The 20062-nt window shown below is 35.4% G+C and carries 18 protein-coding genes; 12 read left to right on the top strand and 6 right to left on the bottom strand.

Annotated features, from left to right (window positions below):
- Positions 1–56: 56 nt before the first annotated feature.
- Positions 57–806: a MurR/RpiR family transcriptional regulator gene (locus ACYSNW_RS11730; protein WP_461744696.1), complete on the bottom strand. Its 750-nt coding sequence runs from the start codon at positions 804–806 to the stop codon at positions 57–59.
- A 190-nt stretch (positions 807–996) separates the two neighbouring features.
- Between ACYSNW_RS11730 and ACYSNW_RS11725 the strand changes: the two genes are divergently transcribed.
- The 3 genes from ACYSNW_RS11725 to ACYSNW_RS11715 all read left to right on the top strand — a co-directional run bounded on the left by ACYSNW_RS11725 (position 997) and on the right by ACYSNW_RS11715 (position 4471).
- Positions 997–2316 (top strand): 6-phospho-beta-glucosidase, encoded by a 1320-nt coding sequence (locus ACYSNW_RS11725; RefSeq protein ID WP_461744695.1) that lies wholly within the window; start codon positions 997–999, stop codon positions 2314–2316.
- An 18-nt stretch (positions 2317–2334) separates the two neighbouring features.
- Positions 2335–3057, top strand: a complete 723-nt coding sequence (locus tag ACYSNW_RS11720; protein ID WP_461744694.1) for a glucosamine-6-phosphate deaminase — start codon at positions 2335–2337, stop codon at positions 3055–3057.
- Between the two features lie 139 nt (positions 3058–3196).
- The gene (locus tag ACYSNW_RS11715; protein WP_461744693.1) at positions 3197–4471 is read left to right on the top strand and encodes a PTS sugar transporter subunit IIC; all 1275 of its coding nucleotides are present in this window, start codon (positions 3197–3199) and stop codon (positions 4469–4471) included.
- A 142-nt stretch (positions 4472–4613) separates the two neighbouring features.
- Here the strand turns inward: ACYSNW_RS11715 and ACYSNW_RS11710 are convergent, their stop codons facing one another.
- Positions 4614–5357 (bottom strand): MurR/RpiR family transcriptional regulator, encoded by a 744-nt coding sequence (locus ACYSNW_RS11710; protein WP_461744692.1) that lies wholly within the window; start codon positions 5355–5357, stop codon positions 4614–4616.
- A 148-nt stretch (positions 5358–5505) separates the two neighbouring features.
- On the opposite strand from ACYSNW_RS11710, the gene ACYSNW_RS11705 reads away from it, so the two are divergent.
- The 6 genes from ACYSNW_RS11705 (at position 5506) to ACYSNW_RS11680 (ending at position 12781) form a co-directional block, all read left to right on the top strand.
- Positions 5506–6846, top strand: a complete 1341-nt coding sequence (locus ACYSNW_RS11705) for a 6-phospho-beta-glucosidase (protein WP_461744691.1) — start codon at positions 5506–5508, stop codon at positions 6844–6846.
- Complete coding sequence (locus ACYSNW_RS11700) at positions 6843–7859, top strand: Gfo/Idh/MocA family oxidoreductase (protein WP_461744690.1); 1017 nt, start codon at positions 6843–6845, stop codon at positions 7857–7859. Before ACYSNW_RS11705 ends, ACYSNW_RS11700 begins: the two co-directional genes overlap by 4 nt.
- 34 nt (positions 7860–7893) lie before the next feature.
- Positions 7894–9177, top strand: a complete 1284-nt coding sequence (locus tag ACYSNW_RS11695; protein WP_461744689.1) for a PTS sugar transporter subunit IIC — start codon at positions 7894–7896, stop codon at positions 9175–9177.
- Between the two features lie 214 nt (positions 9178–9391).
- Positions 9392–10555, top strand: a complete 1164-nt coding sequence (locus tag ACYSNW_RS11690; protein WP_461744688.1) for an oxalate decarboxylase family bicupin — start codon at positions 9392–9394, stop codon at positions 10553–10555.
- Between the two features lie 171 nt (positions 10556–10726).
- The gene (locus ACYSNW_RS11685) at positions 10727–11428 is read left to right on the top strand and encodes a YoaK family protein (RefSeq protein ID WP_461744687.1); all 702 of its coding nucleotides are present in this window, start codon (positions 10727–10729) and stop codon (positions 11426–11428) included.
- Between the two features lie 15 nt (positions 11429–11443).
- Positions 11444–12781, top strand: a complete 1338-nt coding sequence (locus tag ACYSNW_RS11680) for a dihydrolipoyl dehydrogenase family protein (RefSeq protein WP_461744686.1) — start codon at positions 11444–11446, stop codon at positions 12779–12781.
- A gap of 91 nt (positions 12782–12872) precedes the next feature.
- Here ACYSNW_RS11680 and ACYSNW_RS11675 read toward each other — a convergent pair whose 3' ends face one another.
- On the bottom strand, positions 12873–13277 hold the full coding sequence (locus tag ACYSNW_RS11675; protein ID WP_461744685.1) for a pyridoxamine 5'-phosphate oxidase family protein: 405 nt from the start codon (positions 13275–13277) through the stop codon (positions 12873–12875).
- 172 nt (positions 13278–13449) lie between these two features.
- Entirely contained in the window at positions 13450–13773 is a 324-nt protein-coding gene (locus tag ACYSNW_RS11670; RefSeq protein ID WP_461744684.1) for a winged helix-turn-helix transcriptional regulator, read from the bottom strand.
- A 163-nt stretch (positions 13774–13936) separates the two neighbouring features.
- Here ACYSNW_RS11670 and ACYSNW_RS11665 point away from each other — a divergent pair, with 163 nt between their 5' ends.
- The 3 genes from ACYSNW_RS11665 to ACYSNW_RS11655 are packed head-to-tail and all read left to right on the top strand — an operon-like array spanning position 13937 to position 18007.
- Positions 13937–14398: a MarR family winged helix-turn-helix transcriptional regulator gene (locus ACYSNW_RS11665; RefSeq protein WP_461744683.1), complete on the top strand. Its 462-nt coding sequence runs from the start codon at positions 13937–13939 to the stop codon at positions 14396–14398.
- The gene (locus tag ACYSNW_RS11660) at positions 14395–16131 is read left to right on the top strand and encodes an ABC transporter ATP-binding protein (RefSeq protein WP_461744682.1); all 1737 of its coding nucleotides are present in this window, start codon (positions 14395–14397) and stop codon (positions 16129–16131) included. Before ACYSNW_RS11665 ends, ACYSNW_RS11660 begins: the two co-directional genes overlap by 4 nt.
- The gene (locus ACYSNW_RS11655) at positions 16124–18007 is read left to right on the top strand and encodes an ABC transporter ATP-binding protein (protein ID WP_461744681.1); all 1884 of its coding nucleotides are present in this window, start codon (positions 16124–16126) and stop codon (positions 18005–18007) included. Before ACYSNW_RS11660 ends, ACYSNW_RS11655 begins: the two co-directional genes overlap by 8 nt.
- 57 nt (positions 18008–18064) lie before the next feature.
- Here the strand turns inward: ACYSNW_RS11655 and ACYSNW_RS11650 are convergent, their stop codons facing one another.
- On the bottom strand, positions 18065–18466 hold the full coding sequence (locus ACYSNW_RS11650) for an organic hydroperoxide resistance protein (RefSeq protein ID WP_461744680.1): 402 nt from the start codon (positions 18464–18466) through the stop codon (positions 18065–18067).
- Positions 18467–18607: 141 nt separating this feature from the next.
- A complete protein-coding gene (locus ACYSNW_RS11645; protein WP_461744679.1) occupies positions 18608–19993 on the bottom strand; it encodes an aldehyde dehydrogenase family protein in 1386 nt (461 codons plus the stop codon).
- Positions 19994–20062 lie beyond the last annotated feature (69 nt).

Here is a 20062-nt window from a genome sequence, read left to right as displayed (position 1 = left end):
TAATAAAAGGACGCATCGATCAGAGCTATAAACTCAGCAGTGATCGATGCGTCCTTTTATTGTTGATGGAAAGAAAGGCGAACTTCTTTCGCTAAATTTTCAATCGTATAAAGAGCAGGAAGCTGAGAAGTAATATCCGCTCCTTGGCTAGACTCTCTAGCGATATAATAGGGGATATTTACATCAGATAATTGTGCAATCGTTGATTTAGCGCTGTTAGTAATGGAAATAATCGAGCTATTACTAAAATTAAGATGATTCAAATAATTGATAATTTCTTTTGTTTCTCCTGAAACGGATAAAGCGATGATACAAATTTTGTCGGATAGATTTTTTGACAAATAATCGATTGGATAATTTGATGGATCTTCGATTCGTAAAGCAATATTAAAAATTGAAGAAAAATACAAAGCTCCATATTCTGCCATAATATTTGAAGAGCCTAAGCCAATAAATAAAACTAATTCTTTATTTTGAAGTAAGGCAACGGCTTCTTTTATTTTATCTCGATAAAGAGGTTGAGTGGTTCGTGATAAAAAATCGATATAAGCTGTTTCATCAACTGCTGCCACTGGTTCATTTTGTTGCTGATTATTCAGATAAAGTTGCAGTTTGATACGAAATTCAGCAAAACCAGAGCAATCGAATTTTTTGCAAAAACGAGCAATACTGGTGGTACTAGTATGCGTGGCTTTGGCTAAATCTCTGATTCTCATATAGGAGACTTGGGCGAGATTGTCAGAAATATACTTGTATATTTCTAAATCAAAAGGCGTTAAATCAGGTGTATGATCAAGAAAAAGCATTGTCGAACCTCCTTAAATAAGTTTAATCATAGCACATTTTTTGGTTGAGGTACACCTTGTAACCGAAATGGCACGAAAAACAGAATCAGAGATAAAAACCTGTATGAGCGAAAGCTCTTTTTTTTTATTTTCAGTCGTCTATACTCGGTATATAGAAAAGAAAGCGCTATATCAAGTTGGAGGGAATGACATGGATCAAGGATTAAAAATTGCAACGATTGGTGGAGGATCAAGTTATACGCCTGAATTGATCGAAGGATTTATTAAACGATACGATGAATTACCAGTAAAAGAAATTTGGTTGGTGGATATTGAAGCCGGAAAAGAAAAATTAGAGATCGTAGGAGCTTTAGCGAAACGGATGGTTGCCAAAGCCAATTTACCGATTGAAATTATTTTAACTTTAGATCGGAAGGCTGCGTTAAAAGATGCTGATTTTGTCACTACGCAATTTCGTGTAGGTCAATTAGCCGCTCGCGCCAAAGATGAACGGATTCCATTGAAATATGATACGATTGGGCAAGAAACGAATGGGCCTGGAGGATTGTTCAAAGGACTACGTACGATCCCGATCATCTTAGAAATTTGCGAAGAAATGTTGCAACTATGTCCAGAAGCTTGGCTAGTCAATTTTACCAATCCAGCCGGCATGGTGACAGAAGCTGTATTGCGCTATAGCAAACAAAAACGAGTGGTCGGGTTATGTAATGGGCCAATCGGCATTGAAAAAGGAATTGCGCAACTATTAGACATCGATGCGAAAAGAATTTATGTTGAATTTACAGGGTTAAATCATATGGTTTTTGCCAAACGTATTTTCGTTGATGGAAAAGATCAGACAGAACAGGTTCTGCATTTGATGACAGAAGATACTGAAAATGCTCTTTCATTAAAAAATATTGAGGATTTAGGTTGGGAACCAGAATTTTTAAACAAACTTGGGATGATTCCAATTGGTTATCTTCGTTACTACTATCAAACATCAAAAATGTTGGCGGAACAAAAACAGGCATTAAAAAATGAAGGAACGCGAGCTGAAGTCGTTCAACAAGTGGAAAAGGAGCTATTTGAACTTTATAAAGATGAAAACTTAGCTATCAAACCACCCCAATTAGAGCAACGTGGCGGTGCTTACTATAGTGAGGCGGCCTGTAACTTGATTTGTTCTATATATACGGATAAACGGGATATTCAAACGGTAAATACACAAAATAGATGGGCAATTTCTGATATTGATCCTGAGTCTGCTGTTGAAGTTAATTGTGTCATCACTAAACAAGGACCGATTCCATTGGTAACAGGTGAATTACCTTTACCGATCAAAGGACTTGTGCAACAAATCAAATCGTTTGAACGATTAGCTGCTAAAGCTGCAGTGACAGGTGATTATGCCACAGCGTTACTTGCGATGACCGTTAATCCACTTGTTGCCAGTGATACACAAGCTAAAGAAATGTTAGATGAGTTATTGGAAGCTCACAAAGAATTTTTACCGCAATTTAAAAACTAAAACTGGAGGTTAGATAAGATGTATCCTTTTCATTTGGAAGTGACTCAAAATTATCAAGAATTAAGTGACTATGCAGCCGATTTAATCATTGACGTTATTAAAAAAAATCCGACAGGTCTCTATTGTTTTGCAGGGGGAGATACACCCGTAAGGACATTGAATTTATTAGTTGAAGCCCATCAAAAAGGTGAAATTGATTTAACTAAGCTTCATTATATTGAGTTAGATGAATGGGTCGGATTAGACCAAACAAATCCTGGAAGTTGTATTGCTTATTTAAAAAGAGAGTTATTCGATCCAGCAGGAGTTTCGTTAGAAAATGTCCATTATTTTGATGCCAAAGCTGAGGATTTGTTAGCAGAATGTGAGAAAGCGAATCAAGTAATTCAAGCGCATGGGAACTTAACATTGACGTTGTTAGGTGTAGGAGAAAATGGACATCTTGGCTTTAATGAACCAGGGGTGAATAAGGAAGAATTGGCTCATGTTGTTGCGCTAGATGAATCCACACAAACTGTTGGTCAAAAGTATTTTTCAGGGGAAGTGGAGCATAGTCAAGGAATTACGTTAGGTTTGAATCAATTATTAAAATCTGAAACGTTGATTGTTGAAGCGAGTGGTTCCAAAAAACAAGAACCGATTTCAGCTTTGTTGAAAGGTCCAATCACAGATAAATGGCCTGTCACATTTGTTAGAGAACATTCAAATTGCTTTGTGGTCGTGGATCAAGCCGCTTTATAAAGACTCTTAGCAATGAGTCGAAATGAAAATCAAGCAACGAATACTCAATAGCTTTTCATTTGTTGCTTGATTTTCTATCAATTATGGATTCAATACTTGGTTAACGGACAAAAAAATTAATATAAGGGAGAAGACAATCATGATACTAGAAAAATTAGAAAAGCACTTTTTGCCTATCCTATTAAAAATTGGGGAGAATAAACGATTGATTGCCATTCGAAATGGGATTACCTTGACGATTCCATTTACGATTATTGGTAGTATCTTTTTGATTATTGGAAACTTGCCTATCGAAGCTTGGACAGATTTTGTGGCACCAATCGCTCCTCAACTCAATGCAACCGTTAATGTCACTTTTGGTGTTTTAGGTTTGATTTCAGCCATCGGAATTGGTTACAACATGGGGAAGGAATTTAATGTCGACCCGATTTCCAATACAATCATTACAACGATTGCTTTTTTACTGGCAACGTTAACAGATGATTTTTCAATTGATTTAGAATCTTTGGGCGCAACGGGAATGTTTACAGCAATTATAGTGGCATTATTGACAACTGAAGTTTTCCGTTTATTCGTTAAAAAAAATATTGTGATCAAAATGCCAGATGGGGTTCCGCCCTCTGTTGCCCAATCATTTTCTAGTCTAATACCAGCCAGTGTAATTATTGTAGTTGTATGGATTATTCGTGTATTACTTGGCGTGGATATTAACGAAGTAATCCAGTTTATTTTTAAACCGCTTGTTTTTGGCTTAAGTACATTGCCAGGCTTATTGGTGTATACACTATTGGTTTGTTTTTTATGGAGTTGTGGTATTCATGGGGATAATGTGCTTTCAGGAATTGCTTCGCCGATTTTCTTAGGGTATTTGGCTGCTAATACGGCAGCATTTCAAGCTGGAAAACCAATTCCGTATGAAATCGCAGATGGTTTTTGGATTTTGTTTATGTGTCTAGGGGGAACTGGAGCAACGTTAGGATTAGTTTTAGCAATGCTTCGATCGAAAAGTAAAATGTATAAATCGTTGGGGAAAATGTCATTACCGTCAGCCATTTTCTGTATCAATGAACCTGTAATCTTTGGTTTTCCAATCGTGATGAATCCAATCATGATGATTCCTTTTATTGCAACACCAATGGTTTTAGGAACAGGAACTTTTATATTAATGAAAATAGGTTTAGTAGGTAAAATTGTTTTTCAAGTTCCTTGGACGATCCCACCGATTATCGGCCCATATTTAGCAACAAATGGATCAATCGGAGCAGCCATCTGGTCTTTATGTTCAATTGCAATCGCTTACTTTATTTATCTTCCTTTCTTTAAAATGGCAGAGAAAAAACAGTTACTATTGGAAGCTGGAGAGAGTGAACAGGAAGCGATGAATGAAATTGAATCTGCCGTAGAGCTTCATTAGTCTCAAGGATGAATGTGACTGCTCGAATGACTGATTTTTTGAAATAAATGAACTTATTTGAAATAAATGAACTTAATAGAAAATAATAATTAGCCCCAAAACAAAATCGACTTTTCGTTTTGTTTCGGGGCTTTACTTGTACTCATTGTTTTAAATTATGAAGAACTTTTGCTAGATATTCAATAATAAATAAAGGGGCGACTTGGGATGTGATGTCTTGTTCCCAAAGTTTTTCTTGAGTTACGTAATAAGGAATATTTACCGTAGATAATTTTGAAATCGTTGAATTAGTGCTATTAGTAATGTAAATGATTGGCGTATCCTTAAAACTATAGCTGCTGAGATAATGAATGATTTCCTTCGTTTCACCTGAAACAGAAAGAGCGATGACACATGATTTTTCTAATAATTCTTTTGACAAATAATTTCTAGGATTGGTGATGGGATCTTCGATGCGAAGAGCCATTTGAAAAACGGATGAAAAGTACAAAGCACCGTATTCCGCCATGATATTAGAAGAACCAACACCTAAGAAAAGAATTAATTCCTTATTTAATAGAATAGAAACTGCTTCTTGGATTTTTTCTTGAAAATGTTGTTCATTGACTCTGGTCAAAAAATTCAAATGGCTAGAAGTATCGATTAAAATATTTGATGCTTTATTTTTTTCTTCTTTTAAGAACAATCGTAATCGAATTCTAAATTCAGAAAAACCTTCACATTCAAACTTACCACAAAACCGTTGAATCGTCGCCACACTAGTATGCGTATTTTCTGCTAGCTCACGAATTCTCATAAAAACGACAGTATCAATATGCTCAACAATATAGTTATAAATATCATAATCAAGGGAAGATAAATCAGGTGTTTTTTCTAAAAATAGCATCTTTTTCTCCTTTTGAATACGTCTTGTATCATAGCTGATACACTTATCATTATAGCGCTTACATATCTAGTGTGTAAAGGACTATTAAAACGATAGGTAGAAGATGTTATACTTCGCTCATAGGCAATAAGGAGAACGGAGTGAAAGAATGAATAAAAAATTAAAAGTCGTCACAATTGGTGGTGGCTCAGGATATACACCAGAATTAATTAAAGGGTTTATTGATCGGTATGAAGAAATGCCAATTACAGAAATTTGGTTAGTCGATGTAGAAGAAGGGGCAGAAAAATTAGCCATCATTACTAATTTAGCTCAAAAAATCATTGATCAATCAGGCTATCCGATTCAATTGATTTCAACATTAGATCGACGTGAAGCTCTACAAGAGGCTGATTTTGTTTTGACACAAATTAGAGCTGGACAATTGAAGTCACGGGTTAAAGATGAAAATATTCCTTTACAATACCAATTTGTTGGACAAGAGACGAACGGTCCAGGAGAACTACTAAATGCCTTTCGAACAATTCCAGTGATGATTCAAATTTGTAAAGAAATGGAAGCGCTATGTCCGAAAGCGTGGCTGATTAATTTTGCGAATCCAGCTGGAATGTTAGCAGAAGCGATTTTAAACCATACGAATTGGGAAAAAATGATCAGTATTTGTAATGGGCCACTAAATATTGAACATGCAATTGCAGATGCGTTGAATGTCCAAAGAAAAAGAATTTATGTTGAATTTGTTGGTTTGAATCATTTAGTTTTTGCTAAAAAAATTCTGTTAGATGGAAAAGAAGTAACAGATATTGTTGTCGGTCGATTAGCAAATGCTGAGATTCCTATTGACAATCCAGGTGTATCAAATTGGGATCCGGATTTTCTTAAAGGAATTGGGGCAATTCCCATGAGTTATTTGCAGTATTATTGGAAAACCGACGAAGTAGTGAAAGAAGAACAGCAAGCGGCAAACGGACAGGGATCTAGAGCTGTGGTTGCGCAAAAATTAGAGAGAGAACTATTTGAAATTTATGCTAAAGCAGATTTAACGGAGGTTCCTAAATTATTATCTAAAAGAGGCGGCGCGGGCTATAGTGAATGTGCTTGCGATTTGATTTTATCTATTTATAGCGATAAAAGAGATATTCAAACCGTTAATACTAGGAATAACGGAGCAATTGCAGAGTTAGAAATGACGGATGTGGTTGAAGTTAATTGTGTAATCACAAAAGCTGGCGCAATCCCACTGACTACTGGTAACTTGCCAACACAACTAAATGGAATTATTCAACAAATAAAATCATTTGAAAAAGTAGCTTGTGAAGCGGCTGTCACTGGAGATTATAAGAAAGCAGTCGTTGCTATGACCATCAATCCATTGGTTTCTTCAGATACGAAAGCTAAAAAAATTCTAGATGAGATGCTTTTAGCAAATGAAGCCTATTTACCACAATTTGATTTGACTCATCTAAAAGGAAAGGAGAGTGAAAAATGAAAAAAATGATAATGGCTATTGTTGGGTATGGGAAAAGTGCCAAAAGGTATCATTTGCCGTTTATCGAATTGCGCAAGGAAATTCAAGTGAAGTATATTTGTGATCCAGCTCTGACTTCAGAGGATATTGCTATGCTAAAAAACGAAGGGATTAAAGCTACTTTGGATTTAGCCGAAATGTTAGCTGATGAAGAAGTAAAACTGGTTACCTTATGTACTCCACCGAAAACTCATTTCACATTAGCTGAAATCTGTTTACTGGCTGGAAAAAATGTTGTTGTTGAAAAACCATTTTGTGAAAATATACAAGAAACAGAGCATTTGTTAGCTTTAGCCAAAGAAAAAAATCTAGTAATCATGCCGTTTCAAAATAGACGTTTTGACAGTGATTTTTTAACCTTGAAAAAAGTGATTGAGCGCAATTATTTAGGAGAGTTAGTCGAGTTAGAAGCACATATTGATTACTATCGTCCTAATCATACTGAACGGATAGGGACTAAGCTTGATGGTAGCTTTTATGGTTTAGGAATTCATGCGGTGGATCAAGCCATTGCGTTGTTTGGAAAACCAAATAAGGTGACTTATGACATTAGAAATGTACAAACGATTGAAAGTACAGTCGATGATTATTATGAACTGCAACTTTTTTATGATCGATTGAAAGTCATTTTGAAATCTAGTCAAATAGTAGCTAAGTCAGGCCCTCGTTATCGACTGATTGGTCTAAATGGTGTCTATGAGAAATATGGCGTAGATCAACAAGAAAATGATTTGAAATTAGGTATAAAACCAGGAAATTTTGATTTTGGTGTGGACGTACCTGATTTGTATGGCACGGTCAGGTATCAAAATGCGAATGGAGATTGGATTGAGAAGACCATAAAGTCCGAACTCGGTGATTATGGTCGATTCTATGATGAAATTTATCAAGTACTTAATAAAGGAAAAGCCAGTTTTATTAAAGAAAATGAAATTTTTGCTGTGATGACAATTATGGATGAAGCGCTACCGTAAGAAACTGGGGACACAAGTAAAAGGAGGAAAAAACGTGGATAAATTTATTGCTATCTTTCAAGAGAAAATCATGCCAAGTGTTTTAAAAGTAAGTGAGAATCGATTTTTAGTGGCTATTCGAAATGGTGTTGCGGTTACTATGCCGCTAACTATTGTTGGGAGTGCTTTCTTGATTGTCGCAAATCTACCTTTTGAAGGGTGGAGTGATTTTTTAGGTGACTTTGGAATTAAATTGGGTGTTCCAATTAATTTTACTTTCGGTATTTTGGGTTTAGTTGGTTGTGCTGGAATTGCTTATTATCTTTCTGAAACGTATAAAGTTGATCCAATTAATTCAGTTGTATTGGCTATGGTTGCCTTTTTAATGCTTCAAGCGTCAGAAGATTGGAGTATAAATATTGCAACGATGGGCGCATCTGGTTTGTTTACAGGAATTGTTACTGCTATTTTTACTGTTCTTATTATTCATTTTTTTGTTAGTCGAAATTTGATCATTCGAATGCCAGATGGCGTACCACCAGCAGTCGCTAAAAGTTTTGCCAGTTTAGTACCTGGAGCAGTAATTATTAGCTTGGCTTGGATCATTCGTGTGTTATTGGAATTTGATGTGAATAGTTTTGTTCAATGGCTATTCTCACCATTAGCTACAGGACTAAATACGTTGCCAGGAATGTTGCTGTATATATTTATGATTCTATTATTATGGTGTGCTGGAATTCATGGAAGTAACGTTATGGGCAGTATCGGTGACCCTGTTTTCCTAGCTTTGTTTGCTGCAAATACTGAAGCTTTTTCAAGAGGAGAAGCATTGCCGAATATTTTTGTTGGTGGTTTTTATATCACTTTCTTATGCTATGGTGGAACTGGATCAACGTTAGGCTTGGTCATCAATATGATGTTATCGAAAAGCAAGTCCTATAAATCATTAGGAAAAATGGCTCTGCCTTCTGCGATTTTTTGTATCAATGAACCGATTATTTTTGGTTTTCCAATTGTAATGAATCCAATCATGATGATTCCATTTATTTTAACACCGTTGATTCTTTGTACTGGAACCTATGTGTTAATGGCAACTAATTTAATCGGCAGAATCGCATTTAATCCGCCATGGACGACACCACCATTTATCAATGCTTATTTAGCAACTGGAGGGAATATTCCCGCTGTAATTTGGAGTGTGGTTTCATTAGCGTTAAGTGGGGCTATTTACTATCCGTTCTTCAAAATTTGTGAAAAACAAGAGTTGTTAAAAGAAAAAGAAGCAAACGTAAAAAATACTGAAATAATCGCTGAAAATAAAGAAGAATTGGTTTATTAAATTGGTTTAGAGGAATATAGAGTTTACGTAATTGAGTTGGAATGATAAAAAAATAAATATTATGTTTTTAATAGATAGTTGTATTCTAAACTTTACTTATATAAAGTTGAATTTAGAATACAATTTTTATTTTGAAAAATAAGTCATTTGTTTTGAATTTTTTTATTTTATCACCTACTATTAACTTGTACTTAAACGAGAGGAGTGGTTTTTTATGACAGAAAACAGAGTTGAGCCATTTAGAGATTCGGATGGAAAAGGATGGATTGATCATGGTCCGCGAAATTTATCTCGTGATCAAGAAAATCCAGATATTTTAGTTCCACCATCAACAGATCATGGTACTGTAGATAACTTGCGTTTTAGTTATTCAGATGCACACCAACGTTTAGAAGAAGGTGGTTGGACAAGAGAAATTACTAACCGTGAATTACCGATTTCCCAAGATGTCGCAGGGGTAAATATGAGTTTAGAACCAGGTGCTTATCGTGAAATGCATTGGCATAAAGAAGCTGAGTGGGGCTTGATGCTCTATGGAAATGCACGTGTAACTGCGATTGACGAACATGGGCGTAGTTTCATTGATGATGTAAAAGAAGGCGACATTTGGAACTTTGAAGCTGGGATTCCGCATTCAATTGAAGCATTAGATCAAGGTTGTGAATTTTTATTAGTATTCAGTGAACCAGATTTTTCAGAGAATAATACCTTCCTTTTATCTGATTGGCTAGCTCACACACCAAAAGATATCGTTGCGGCTAACTTTAAAAAACAGATTAGTGATTTGGAAAGTTTCCCTAAATCTGAAAAATATATTTTTAAAGCAAATGTACCAGGATCAATTGCTGAAGTGAATCGTCCTAGTAGTGAAGGGGAAGTTCCATCGCCATTTACTTTCCACATTGATCAATTAGAACCAATCATTTCAGAAGCAGGAAAAGTAAAAATCGTTGATCAAAGTGTTTTTCCAGCAGCAACGACAATTTCAGCAGCTTTTGTTGAAGTAGAACCTGGTGGAATGAGAGAATTACATTGGCATCCAAAAGCTGCCGAATGGCAATACTACATTCAAGGAAAAGCGAAAATGACTGTGTTTAATTCGGCTGGTTTAGCTCGGACGTTTGATTTTCAAGCCGGTGATGTGGGTGTCGTACCAATCGTTGCAGGTCATTATGTTCAAAATATTGGCGATGAACCATTGCGCTTTGTAGAAGTCTTTAAAAATCCAGATTACTCTGATATTTCATTGAATAAATGGTTAGGAACTTCGCCAGCGCAAATGGTAGCAGATCATTTGAATGTCACAAAACAATTTGCTGAATCTTTACCAAATCCAAGCAAACCAGAACCGGTTGTTTGGTATAAAAAACCTGAATAATCACAACGATTGATGAGGAAAGAGCAAGTAATTTAGAATGGGTGTTTGTCTCAATCTCTTTCAAAAATTACTTTTTCCTTATCTTGTATTTGAATCGAGAGACTGAAGCAAAGCATAATAAAGCATTTGTCTCAGTCTTTTTTTATAGAAATAGAGAAGGGAGTCTTTTTTATGGAAAATCGTAAGGTACCTACGTATCCTGTAATGGAATTACCATGGATTGCTTTTTTTCTAGCAATTGCTGCAGGTTCGATGGACGGGTATACGTATTATGTAGGCAAAGCCTTTAGTACGGTTCAATCTGGAAACATTATTCTTTTAGGGCAAACCATTGCAACTAAAAATTGGCAACATCTAAGCGTCGTGGCTTTAACTATTTTATGTTTTGGTTTAGGTGCGATGGCAACTGGTATTATTGAAGTTTTAGGAATTAAGCAAAAGAAAATTTGGGCGTTTGAAATTTTACTTGTGGAAGCACTCCTTTTGATTGGGGTAGGTTTTTCACCAATCAATAGTTATTTTACCGTTACTCATATTTGTATGATTATTTCATTTTTAGCTGGGATGCAAGGAAATGCGTTTCATAAAATTGATGGGATGCTATATGGAAATGTGGCGGTAACTTTAGTGGTTCAATTAGCCTTTAACTATATTATTCAAGCAATCGCTGGAGCAAAAGATGCCTGGAAAAATAGTTGGTTATATTTTTCTGTGTTAATTGGTTTTGCTGGCGGCGGTCTAGTTGGAACAGCATTAACTTCAGCTTATGGTGAAAAATCTTTATGGTTTACAGCAGTTGTATTGATTGGGATTGCTTTTTACTCTAAAGTAATCAAAGTTGAAGATAAGGTAATCGCTGTTGATCCAACCTAATTTGGAGGGATAAAAATGTTGTTTGATTGTATTGTTATTGGTAGTGGATTAGCAGGATTAACGGTTGCTTATGGACTTAAAAAAAAGGGTCAAAACGTAGCAATCGTTGAAGCAGATAAATTTGGCGGGGTAGTCAATAATGTAGGTAGTACGCGTAAGAAGGAATTAGTGACAATTGCGGAACATTACTTACAAAACCAACGATTTGAAGCGCATGGAATCCTCTCGCCAGTTAAATTGAATTGGCGTGAAACCATGAATTGGATTGATAGTTTGGAAGATTCAGAAGACTCTAAGCATCAATTGGCGCTAAAACAAGCTGGAATTACAACGATTTACGGAACCGCTGAATTTGTTTCAAAAAATGAAATTTCTGTTGATGGCATTCATTATACAGCAAAAAACGTTGTGATTGCTTCTGGAGGAATAGATCGTCCGTTTGAATTTAATGGCAGTCAATATTTATCTGATAGTTCAGTCTTTTTAACGCAAAAAGAATTACCAGCAGAAATCATGTTTGTGGGAGCTGGAATTATTTCCTTTGCTTTTATGACGATTGCTGCCGCATTCGGGGCTAAGGTAACAGTTTTACAACATGACGCTCTTGCCTTGAAAAATTTCGATCAAGATTTTGTGGGAGAACTACTTGAAATCAATAAGAAACGTGGAATCGATTTTCATTTCAATGAGCAAGTTAATGAGATCACCCAACTTGCTAACGGAAGATTAGTTGTTTCAACCAATTTGGGTCATCTATATGAAGTGGATAAAGTGTATAATGTTGCTGGTCGTGTACCGATGCTGACTTCATTAAAAGTAGAAAATGCTCAAATCGAATGTGACGAGCATGGAATCAAGGTCAATGACTTTTTAGCAACGAACCAACCTAATATTTTTGCCTGTGGCGATTGTACGAATGCTCCGGTTCCTAAATTAGCAACTTATGCGGTGTATCAAGCAGAATATTTGGTTTCTTATCTGTTGAAACAAAATTTAGCGCCTATTCACTATCCAATTAGTGCGATGTCAATTTTTAGTGAACCAAGAATTGCTCAAACGGGTGTTACAACCGCTCAAGCAGAAGCCGATCCAACACGATTTGAAATCGAATTAATCGATATAAGTAAATGGATGGACAGCAAACGAAAAGCTGAAAAAATAGCGTTATTAAAAACGGTAATCAGAAAAAGTGATGAACGGTTAGTTGGTGCTACCGTGATTAGCCAAGAAGCGGATATCTTAATTAATTATATTACTATGGGCATTCATGCCGATTGGACAAAAACTGATCTGAAAAAGCAAATTTATGCATACCCATCTATTGTTAATGATTTGGAACGATTTTGGGGTTAAGAGGAATAAACGAATGATAAAAAATGAACGGCGCAAAAAATAGATCCTTTATTTTGTGGCGTTCATTTTTTTTCTTATATTCAAATTATTTTTAGATGTCTTCTGTCATAAAGTCATGATAGAAGCTCCCGCTGTACATAGTAAATTTTAAAACCGTAAAATCAGTTATGCCGCCACCATTTTTGTAGTATATGTTGAATTCTTCTTGCCAAAACATACGCTTCTCTCGTTCTTCTAAAAGAACCTCCATTTTGCCGAGAAGAGTCACGCCTTGAAATTTAGTTGAATTACAAAAATACAAGCAAGCCTTAGGTTCATTGATAAACTGTTGTACCTTTGCAGATGATGTGTTTGTATGGAGATAAAATGTGTCTGCATCGATTTTTATTGGTTTTAACATGGCTCTGATAACAGGATATCCGTCTTCATTTATTGAAGCTAAAAAGCAAATTGTCTCTGAATCGATCAAATCTCTGATAAATTGTTCATTTTTCATAAGCGTACCTCCTATTTAGCAATAGCATAGCATGGCTGAAAGGATGAGTAAATTACTTACTTTTTCGTAGGTATGTGTTTAGAGAGTTCTTGAAAACGATAGTGGTGAATATTTTCGTGATTTAGCTGAATTTCTGGAAAATTCGAATTCTTCAATCGTTTTCCGACACTCTCTAGTCTTTATTAAGAATATTTTCACCAACTTCTTGCATAATAGTTACTGCTTCAAATAATTTTATGCCACGTTCTTTTAAATAATATTCAACTTTTAAAGGATAGCCAAGAAATTTATTTTTTCCGATAATTTCAAATTTGAGTAACTCGTCTAGTTGTTCAAGAAGCATCTTTTCATTGATTCCATGAATATTCTTTTTTAATTTGCTCAGTGAACAAGCTGGTTGTTTACTTAATTGCCATAAAATAATTGGTTTCCATTTTCCTCTGATGATGTCATGGGTGATCTCTAATGGGCACGTGTAGGTTTTTCGAATTTTCATTTTATCCCTCCGTTTGACTTATTATAACAAAAATGGCTTTCAATAGTGTTTTCAAAATGGAACGAAGATGAGTAATTTTTAATTTTCAAAAGTAATTTTCTTGACCATTTTCAATTCTTTCGTTAATATAGTTAGGGAACGAACTATATTGGAGGGTTGAAATGTGAAACAAAAAGTAGCTCTTCGAATCAAGATTGTTTCGAATGAGATCAATCGAAAAGTAACCGAACTTTTGAAAGAAGACGATAATCCGTCCTCTAGTACGCAAATGAGATTATTGAATTTTATTCATCGGCGAAATAACAAACAAGTCCCAGTCTATCAAAAAGATATTGAAATGGAGTTTGATATTCGTCGCTCAACAGCTACAGGAGTCCTGCAAACACTTGAAAAAAGGCGATTTATCGAACGAAAAAATTGCGCAGAAGACAATCGCTTAAAGGCGATTTTTTTAACGGACTTAGGAAATGAAAAGGTTCAAGAAAATCTTTGCAAACTACAAGGGTTCGATCGGAAATTGATTGAAGACTTATCTACGGAAGAACTAGATAATTTTTTATTAGTTTTGGATAAAATATCTGAAAATTGTAAAAATATTGAGATGAAAGGCGGGAAACCTGGGTGATAAAAAAACTACTTGCTAATGTAGGGGAATACAAAAAAGAAAGCTTGATCACTCCAGCTTTTGTAACTGGAGAAGTCATTTTGGATATTATTATCCCATTGATTATGGCTATGATGATTGATCGTGGAATTGAAAAAGGAGATACCAAAGCTATTTTAATGTATGGTGCTCTTTTATTTGTTTGCGCGTTAATTGCTCTTTATTTAGGAGCGATGTCAGGACGTTATGCAGCTATAGCTTCTGCGGGATTTGCGAAAAATTTAAGAGACAATTTATTTACGCGGATTCAAGGTTTTTCATTTTCTAATATTGATCGTTTCTCTGCACCTAGTTTGATTACACGGATGACGACAGATGTGACGAATGTACAAAATGCTTATCAAATGATTATTCGAATTTTAGTGCGAAGCCCATTGATCTTTATTTTTTCATTAGCAATGGCATTTCGAATTAATAGTCGTTTATCGATGATTTATTTAGGTGTAGTGCCTTTTTTGATTATTGGATTGAGTTTAGTCATTTATTTTGCTCATCCACAATTCAATAAAGTATTTCGGATTTATGACCGTTTAAATAACGTAGTACAAGAGAATCTCCAAGGAATCCGCGTAGTGAAATCATACGTACGTGAAGATTTTGAAGATGAAAAATTTACGACGGTTTCAAAAAAAATCTATCAAACTTTTTCAAAAGCTCAAAGTATTGTAGCTTTCAACAACCCTATTTTGCAATTTTCTGTTTATACATGTATGTTGTTGATTTCATGGCTAGGGGCAAAATTTGTAGTAGGTAGTACGTTGACGACAGGTGAATTAGTTAGTATGTTCACCTATACGATGCAAATTTTAATGAGTTTAAATATGATGTCAATGGTTTTTGTAATGGTCATTATTGCGCGAACGTCTGCTGAACGAATCACAGAAGTCTTGTCTGAAGAAAGTGATTTAAAGAACAATGCAGCACCTATTTACGATATAAAAGATGGTTCTGTTGTGTTCAAACAGGCTAGTTTTAGTTACACGAATGATCTTAATAAACTAGCGCTACGACAAGCGTCTATGGAAATTAAATCTGGTGAAGTTATCGGGATTATTGGTGGTACGGGAAGTTCTAAAACGACGTTAGTTCAACTGATTCCTCGTTTGTATGATGTGACAGAAGGTGCGGTTGAAGTTGGCGGACATGATGTCAGAGACTATGACTTAGAAACGTTGCGTGATCAAGTTAGTATGGTATTGCAAAATAATGTTTTATTTACTGGGACAATTAAAGAGAATTTACGGTGGGGCAATGAAGAAGCGACAGATGAGGATTTGATTCGTGTTTGTAAAATTGCTCAAGCGGACGGATTTATTGAAGAATTTCCCGATAAATATGATACGATGCTTGTTCAAGGTGGGAACAACGTTTCTGGTGGACAAAAACAACGCTTGTGTATTGCTCGAGCGTTACTGAAGAAACCAAAAATTTTGATTTTAGATGATTCAACGAGTGCGGTAGATACAAAAACCGATCGTTTTATTCGTGAAGGGATGAAACAAGAAATTCCTGGGACAACAACCTTTATCATTGCACAACGTGTTTCTTCGGTTGAAGATTCTGATCGAATTATCGTAATGGACAATGGGAAAATCGATGCTATCGGAACTCATGATGAGTTGTTAGCGAATAATCAAATCTATCAAGAAGTATATGAATCTCAAGCGAAAGGATTTGGTGAAGACGATGCCTAATGAACAAAGAAAAAGTATGACCCGAAATCCAATGCGAACATTAAAACGACTATTTTCATATATGTTTAACGGATACAAAATTTATTTAGCGCTAGTATTTGTTTTGATTATTTTAAGTACGTATGCCAATGTGCGTGGTTCACTGTTCCTGCAAGTCGTGATTGATGATTACATCACACCGTTGGTTGGTCAAAGCCATCCGAATTTTTCTGGCTTACTCAAAGCGATTACGACAATGGCATTGATTTATGCAGTCGGAATTGTTGCGAATCTGTTTTATAATTTGATTATGGTAAAAATCAGTGAAGGAACACAGAAAATTATCCGTGATGATATGTTTACCCACATGGAAACTTTACCAATCAGTTATTTTGATTCTAACTCCGATGGAAATATTATGAGTCATTATACCAATGATACAGATACATTACGTCAAATGATTTCTCAAAGTATTCCCAATCTATTAGCGGCCGTTGTCAGTTTTATCAGTGTGTTTATTGCGATGTTCACAATCAGCGTCCCGTTGACTTTGATTGTTATTCTTTCAGTTTCACTAATGATTTTTACAATCCGTACAATTGTGAAACGTAGTAGTCGTTATTTCGGTAAACAACAGCAAGATTTAGGAAAAGTGAATGGCTATATTGAAGAAATGATGCATGGCCAAAAAGTAGTGAAAATTTTTAATCATGAACCTCAAGTAATCAAAGAATTTGTCGAAATCAATGAATCCTTGAGAGAAAGTGCGACACAGGCTAATAAATATGCCAATAGTTTGATGCCAATCATGATGAATCTACTTAATATTCAATATGTGCTGCTTGCAATCATCGGAGGACTTTTTTCTGTTTATGGCATATCTGGGTTAACAATCGGAATGATCGCTTCTTTCTTACAATTAAGTCGTTCACTAAATATGCCAATCAGCCAAGTTTCTCAACAAATCAATTTTGTCATTATGGCGTTGGCGGGTGCGGAGCGAATTTTTGAATTGATTGATGAAAAACCTGAAGTGGATGATGGATATGTGACATTAGTCAATGTTAATCGAGTTGACGGTTACCTAGAAGAAAGTGAAACAAGAACTGGGATCTGGGCTTGGAAATATCCACATGAAGATGGAAAAATTACGTACACGGAATTAACAGGAGATGTACGCTTTGAAGATGTTTCGTTCAGTTATAACGGGAAAGATCGTGTGCTGAAGGATATTAATTTGTATGCTGAACCTGGTCAAAAAGTTGCTTTTGTTGGTGCTACTGGAGCGGGGAAAACAACAATCACCAACTTGATTAATCGTTTTTACGATATTCAAGAAGGGAAAATTCGTTACGATGGTATCAATGTTAAAAAGATAAAAAAAGACTCGTTACGTCGTTCATTAGGAATCGTTTTACAAGACACGCATTTGTTTACTGGAACGATTCGCGAAAATATTCGTTATGGGAATTTAAATGCTAGTGATGAAGAAGTTATCAAAGCAGCACAACTAGCGAATGCAGAAACATTTATTCATAATTTACCTCAACAATATGATACGATGATTTCGGGAGATGGAGACGGCTTATCACAAGGACAACGTCAATTACTAGCAATCGCTCGAGCTGCAATCGCTGATCCTCCTGTAATGATTATGGACGAAGCAACATCAAGTATTGATACTCGTACTGAAAAATATGTACAAGCGGGTATGGATCAATTGATGAAAGGGAGAACGGTGTTTGTAATTGCCCACCGTTTATCAACAATTCAAAATTCAGATGCGATTATGGTAATGGATCATGGACGAATTATTGAACGTGGAAATCATGAAGATTTGTTAGAAGAACGAGGTATTTATCACCAATTGTATACAGGAAAAGTTGAATTGGATTGATAGCAAAAAAATAATCCTGCAAGAGCTTTTGCTCTTTTAGGATTATTTTTTTTTAATTTATACTAATTCCAATTCTACCTCGATATTTCCTTTAGTGGCTTTTGAATATGGACAAAAAGCATGTGCTTTTTCAAGGTATTCTTGCGCTGTTTTTTCATCTAAATCCTCAATGTGAACTTCCATAATTACACCGATTGTAAAACCACCATCATCAGTAGAATAAAGTGACACACGTGCTTTAACTGTGCTGTCAGCAGTAATCCCGCCTTCTTTTAGAACATGTTGAAGGGCACCATTAAAACAAGAAGCATAGCCAGCAGCAAATAATTGTTCTGGATTTGTTCCTTCAGCATGTAAACCAGGAGCTGTAATTTTCATATGCATAGAGCCATTTGGTGCCTCTACATCGCCTTCTCTTCCCCCATGATTTATCATCGCTGTTTCATAAATTTTTTTCATTTTTTCTTCCTCCATTCATAAAGTTACTTTTATTGTAAGCGGTTATCTTTGGATATACAATTTATTTGACTCAGTAATTGCCAAATTGTCAAAATATAACTTAAATTTATGATGAAAAAAATCGCTTGAATTTCTATCATTTTATAATAGACGCTTGATCCAATCCAATTTTTTGGTGGAGTAGGGAGGGTAAATTAAATTCGCCATGGAATCATTTCGACCATAAGTAATTGCTTTTTTATGAGAAAAAGTATCAATACTGTATTTTCCATGATAATTTCCCATACCAGAGTAACCTACGCCGCCAAACGGTAACTCATCATTGGTGATATGCAAAATGGTTTGATTGATTCCGCCGCCACCAAAGGAAATTTCGTTTAGAATTCTTTTTTGAATGGCTTTATCTTCTGAGAACAGATAAAGAGCTAGTGGTTTTTCACCAGATTTTACGAAATCAATTGCTTCATCTAAATTATCGTACGTACAAATAGGCAGTAGTGGACCAAATAATTCTTCTTGCATCAATGAATTCTCCCTTGAAAGAGGAAGGTCAAACAGTGTTGGCTCAACAAAACGGGTAGCTAAATCGTATGATCCACCATGAATGATTTGTTCTTGATTTTCATCAATTAGTTGTTTGAAGGTTTCCATTGCAGGTCCTTGAACGATTCGCCCATAATCGGAATTATTTTGAATCTCATTTCCGTAAAAAGTAGTAATTTTTGCTTTAAGGGCGGCTATCAATGATTCTTTTACTTTCTTATCTACTAGAATATAATCCGTTGCGATACAAGTTTGACCGGTATTTATCAGTTTGCTCCAGATGATTCGTTCCGCTGCACGCTCGATATCAGCTGTATCGGTAACGATTGCTGGGCTTTTTCCACCAAGTTCTAGTACGACTGGAGTTAAAAAATTAGCGGCAGCTTTCATGATTAATTTGCCGACATGTGAACTACCAGTAAAGAAAATAAAATCCATTCGCTCTTTAAGAACGGCTTCATCGTCGATAGCAGTCGGTGAGATGACTTTAACATATTCTTCATCAAATACTTCAGCAATGACTGTTCCAATAACGGCAGCAACATTTGGCGTTTTTCTAGATGGCTTAATCAATGCACAATTTCCAGCCGCTAATGCACCAACCAATGGGACTAAAGTCAGTTGTAACGGGTAATTAAAAGGACCGATAATATAAACAACACCATAAGGTTCAAAATAAACTTCATTTTTATTTAATAAAGAAGCTAAAGCTCGAGGTTTACTTTGTTTTTTAGTCCAACGCTCAACATTTTTCAGCATATCTTTGATTGCAGCGATTACTATACCGAATTCTGTTGAGTAAACTTCCATTTCAGGTTTGTTCAAATCTTGTTCAAAAGCCCAGTAGAAATCTGTTTCATGTTTTTGAAGGTTGAGTAAAAGTTTTTCTAATTGCTCTTTTCTAAAGGAAAGATCTTTTGTCTGATTACTGTTAAAAAATGCTCGTTGTTTTTTTAAAATTTGTTGTAGATCTGATTGATTCATTGTCAGAACCTCCTGTTTTTATTAGTAGTATAGCACCGATTTTTTCTTTTGAATAATTAGAGCGATTAT

The sequence above is a fragment of the Enterococcus sp. LJL99 genome, assembly GCF_054871725.1.
Note: the sequence above shows the minus strand (reverse complement) of the source record. Positions and strands in the feature narration are given on the sequence as shown.

Excerpts from the sequence above, each read along its gene's own strand:
- ACYSNW_RS11730 (WP_461744696.1), bottom strand. The coding sequence starts at position 806 with ATGCTTTTTCTTGATCATACACCTGATTTAACGCCTTTTGATTTAGAA.
- ACYSNW_RS11725 (WP_461744695.1), top strand. The coding sequence starts at position 997 with ATGGATCAAGGATTAAAAATTGCAACGATTGGTGGAGGATCAAGTTAT.
- ACYSNW_RS11720 (WP_461744694.1), top strand. The coding sequence starts at position 2,335 with ATGTATCCTTTTCATTTGGAAGTGACTCAAAATTATCAAGAATTAAGT.
- ACYSNW_RS11715 (WP_461744693.1), top strand. The coding sequence starts at position 3,197 with ATGATACTAGAAAAATTAGAAAAGCACTTTTTGCCTATCCTATTAAAA.
- ACYSNW_RS11710 (WP_461744692.1), bottom strand. The coding sequence starts at position 5,357 with ATGCTATTTTTAGAAAAAACACCTGATTTATCTTCCCTTGATTATGAT.
- ACYSNW_RS11705 (WP_461744691.1), top strand. The coding sequence starts at position 5,506 with ATGAATAAAAAATTAAAAGTCGTCACAATTGGTGGTGGCTCAGGATAT.
- ACYSNW_RS11700 (WP_461744690.1), top strand. The coding sequence starts at position 6,843 with ATGAAAAAAATGATAATGGCTATTGTTGGGTATGGGAAAAGTGCCAAA.
- ACYSNW_RS11690 (WP_461744688.1), top strand. The coding sequence starts at position 9,392 with ATGACAGAAAACAGAGTTGAGCCATTTAGAGATTCGGATGGAAAAGGA.
- ACYSNW_RS11685 (WP_461744687.1), top strand. The coding sequence starts at position 10,727 with ATGGAAAATCGTAAGGTACCTACGTATCCTGTAATGGAATTACCATGG.
- ACYSNW_RS11680 (WP_461744686.1), top strand. The coding sequence starts at position 11,444 with ATGTTGTTTGATTGTATTGTTATTGGTAGTGGATTAGCAGGATTAACG.
- ACYSNW_RS11675 (WP_461744685.1), bottom strand. The coding sequence starts at position 13,277 with ATGAAAAATGAACAATTTATCAGAGATTTGATCGATTCAGAGACAATT.
- ACYSNW_RS11670 (WP_461744684.1), bottom strand. The coding sequence starts at position 13,773 with ATGAAAATTCGAAAAACCTACACGTGCCCATTAGAGATCACCCATGAC.
- ACYSNW_RS11655 (WP_461744681.1), top strand. The coding sequence starts at position 16,124 with ATGCCTAATGAACAAAGAAAAAGTATGACCCGAAATCCAATGCGAACA.
- ACYSNW_RS11650 (WP_461744680.1), bottom strand. The coding sequence starts at position 18,466 with ATGAAAAAAATTTATGAAACAGCGATGATAAATCATGGGGGAAGAGAA.
- ACYSNW_RS11645 (WP_461744679.1), bottom strand. The coding sequence starts at position 19,993 with ATGAATCAATCAGATCTACAACAAATTTTAAAAAAACAACGAGCATTT.